Consider the following 3,548-nt stretch of genomic DNA (forward strand, 5'->3'; position numbering starts at 1 on the left):
GACCGGCGTCATCCTGGCGTCGCCGCCGATGGACTTCCAGGTCACCGACTCGTACTTCGTGGTGGGGCACTTCCACTACGTGGTCTTCGGCACCGTCGTCTTCGCGACCTTCGCCGGATTCTTCTTCTGGTGGCCCAAGTTCACCGGCAAGCTGCTCGACGAGCGGCTCGGCAAGATCCAGTTCTGGACGCTGTTCACCGGCTTTCACACCACCTTCCTGGTCCAGCACTGGCTGGGCGCGGAGGGCATGCCCCGGCGGTACGCGGACTATCTGGCGGCCGACGGCTTCACGGCGCTCAACACGGTGTCGACGATCGGCTCGTTTCTGCTGGGGATCTCGACGCTGCCGTTCCTCTACAACGTCTGGAAGACGGCGAAGTACGGGGAGAAGGTCGAGGTGGACGACCCCTGGGGGTTCGGGCGGTCGCTGGAGTGGGCGACGTCCAGTCCGCCGCCCCGGCACAACTTCGTCTCACTCCCCCGCATCCGCTCCGAGTCCCCCGCGTTCGATCTGCACCATCCGGAGTTCACGGCGCTGGAGCGCGCGGCGGAGCGGAATCCGACCGGTCCAGGGCACGGGAGAGACGGTCCCGGACCGCTCTGATGTGATCGGTCAGCTCGACCGGCTCGATCACCTCGAAGTCCACACCCATGAGCATCACATGAATCACCATCAGCTCCAGGCTCGCGGCGCCCGTACGCAGGATGCAGCTCTCCGCTCCATCCGGACCGGGTGATCCAGCTGATCCGGGTGATCCATCCGGGCCGTCCGGCTCCAGGACCCCGTCGGACGGCCCGATGTGCCGGGCCGCCTCGGCGGCCGACGTATGGAGCCGGATCACCGCCCACTCCGGGTACGCATGGGTGGAGACTCCCCGGGACACATAGCCCGCGAGGTCCTCGGCCGGTGGGGTGCGCGGGGTGAAGCGCGGGCCGTGCGGCGGTGTGGGAGTGATCCGGTCCACCCGGAACGTACGCCAGTCGTCCCGGTCCGGGTCCCAGGCGACGAGGTACCAGCGCCGCTCGGTGCACACCAGCCGGTGCGGTTCGACGGTGCGGCGGGTGGTGGTGTCGGCGTGGTCGCGGTACTCGAAGCGCAGCCGCTCACTGTCCCGGCAGGCGTTGGCCAGATCGGTGAGGACCGACGGGTCGACCTGGGAGCCGGCGGTCCGCATCATCGGCACGGTGAACGAGTGGAGCGCGCTCACCCGCCGGCGCAGCCGGTTCGGCAGTACGTGCTCCAGCTTGGCCAGAGCGCGTACGGATGTCTCGCCGATCCCCTCGACGCCCTGGCCCGCCGCGGTGCGCAGTCCCACCGCGATGGCGACCGCCTCCTCGTCGTCCAGCAGCAGCGGCGGCAGTTCGGCACCCGCGCCGAGCTGATAGCCGCCGCCCGTGCCGGGGCTGGCGTTGACGGGATAGCCCAGCTCCCGCAACCGGTCGACATCCCGCCGCACCGTGCGCGGCGTGACACCGAGCCGGCGTGCCAGCTCGGCACCGGGCCAGTCGCGATGGGCCTGGAGGAGCGAGAGCAGACGCAGCAGTCGGGCGGAGGTCTCCAGCATGCCGCCAGTCTGCCAGGACATGCGGACAGCTTCTGTCCGCATGCCCTGGGGATCGGCGGCCCGGCCGTACCCGGACGGCCGCGTCAGGCGGCCCTCCGGGTACGCCGGAGGGCCGCGGCGGCGAGGTGCCGGGCGGCGTAGGCGGTGCCGTAGAGCGCGCCCCTCCCCCGGTGCACGGTGTCGCGCAGGGCGCTGCGGGAGCCGGTCCGGGCCTCATCGGCCAGCTCCGTGAAGAGGGTCTCGTGGCGTTCGGCGATCCGCGCGGGGTCGAAGCGGGCGGACGCGGCGAGGGCGGCACGGGCCGTGCGCTGCCGCAGGGAGTCGTCGTTGATGAGCCCGAGGAGCGCGTCCGCGATCGCCTCGACGTCGCCGACCGGGACCAGCCGTCCGTCCACACCGTCCGAGATGATCTCGCGCGGTCCGTGCGGGCAGTCGGTGGCGACGACGGGGAGCCCGCAGCGCATCGCCTCGACGATGGTCATCCCGAAGGACTCCCGCGCGGAGGTGACGGCGGCGATCGAGCCCTTCACCCACTCCGCCTCCAGCGGGTTGGCGTTGCCCATCAGAAAGACACGGCCGGTCAGCTCGCGCCGTTCGATCAGGGCGGCGAGGGCGTCCCGCTCGTTGCCGGTCGCGTCACCGCTGCCGTAGATCCGCAGGCTCCAGTCGGGGCGCGCGGCGGCCACCACCGCGAACGCCTCGACCAGCACGTCGTACCGCTTGACCTTGGTGAGCCGGCCGGCCGCGACGACATACCTGGCGGTGCCGTCGGCGGGCGGGACGGACGGCTCGGGCACGCTGTTGGGGATCGCGCCGATCCGTACGCCGGGCAGCCGGAGCCTGGAGCGATAGGCGCGGGCGTCCGCCTCGGTGACCGTGGTGATCGCGTCGAGCAGCGGATAGCGGTAGCCGATCTCGCGGCGCAGCCGGGCGCCGTGGCCGTCGAGCGCGAGATGCTCCTGGCCGACGCGGACCACTCCCCGGCGGGTCTGGCGGGCGATGTGCACATTGAGTCCCGGCCGGGTGCCGACGACGACATCGGCTTCGAGGGTGCGCAGATGGCTCGCGAGACGGGTGTCGGTGAGCCTGCTGTACTGCTTGTGGCGGCCGTCGCCGCGCGGGAAGACCCGGGCGGGACGCCCGTAGTCGGGATGATCCCCGTCGTAGTCGGGGCTCTTCTTCCGCAGCTCGACGAGATGCCTCATGGTGACCCCCTCGGGCTCACCCATCAGGGGCACTTCGCGGTGGCGGAAGACGGAGACGATCTCGACGTCGTGCCGCTCGCCGAGAGCCTGGGCCAGATTGAAGGTCGTACGGATCGTTCCCCCGATCCCGTACGCGTTGTGGAGCAGAAAAGAGATGCGCATACGCCGTGGCGTCCGTTCCCCCAGGGGCAGTAATGGTCAGGAACGGACTTTACTGGTCGGGGGGTAGGGGCGGGGCCGTGGCGGCGTACGGGTGGCCGGGTCCCGCGCGGCGTACGGGTGGCCGGGTCCCGCGCGGCGTACGGGTGGCCGTACGGGACAGCGCGCGGGCGGCATCGGGGGCCGGACGCGGACGGCATCGGGGGCCGGTGGCGGGCGGCACCCGGAGGGTCGGTGGCGGAGCACTGGCGGCACCCGGAGGGCGCCCGCCGTCACTCGGGGAGGGTGAGCATCATCCCCACGGCCAGCCGGTCCGGCGAGGGGCCGATGACGTCCCGGTTGGCGTCGTACAGCGCCTGCCAGCCGCCGTCGACGCCGAACCGCCGGGCGATCGAGGTCAGGGTGTCGCCGGCCTGGACGGTGTGGACGCGGCCACTGAGGCCGTAGCGCTTCGAGCAGGTGGGCCAGGCGCCCCACCCCTGGACGCGGAGCACCTCCTCCGCGACCTTGATCTGCTGTCCCCGGGTGGCGAGATCGGCACGCCGCGCGTAGGCGGTGCCGCCGAACGACTCCCAGGTCGGCTGCCAGAACTGGAGTCCGCCGTAGTAGCCGTTGCCGG

At 71.8% G+C, this 3,548-nt stretch carries 4 protein-coding genes; 1 reads left to right on the forward strand and 3 read right to left on the reverse strand.

The features are described from left to right. Window positions 1-604, forward strand: a 604-nt coding sequence (locus ACWF94_RS36485; RefSeq protein WP_453498870.1) for a cytochrome c oxidase subunit I, incomplete at its 5' end; no start/stop codon positions are given. Here the strand turns inward: ACWF94_RS36485 and ACWF94_RS36490 are convergent. From ACWF94_RS36490 to ACWF94_RS36500, 3 genes are all read right to left on the reverse strand, one after another. After that, complete coding sequence (locus tag ACWF94_RS36490) at window positions 528-1,565, reverse strand: helix-turn-helix transcriptional regulator (RefSeq protein WP_453498876.1); 1,038 nt, start codon at window positions 1,563-1,565, stop codon at window positions 528-530. The genes ACWF94_RS36485 and ACWF94_RS36490 overlap by 77 nt on opposite strands. An 83-nt stretch (window positions 1,566-1,648) precedes the next feature. Next, a complete protein-coding gene (locus ACWF94_RS36495; RefSeq protein WP_453498872.1) occupies window positions 1,649-2,932 on the reverse strand; it encodes a glycosyltransferase in 1,284 nt (427 codons plus the stop codon). A gap of 269 nt (window positions 2,933-3,201) precedes the next feature. After that, window positions 3,202-3,548: LysM peptidoglycan-binding domain-containing protein (locus ACWF94_RS36500; protein ID WP_453498874.1), on the reverse strand; the 347-nt coding region annotated here is incomplete at its 5' end.

It is taken from the genome of Streptomyces sp. NPDC055078 (assembly GCF_053607985.1).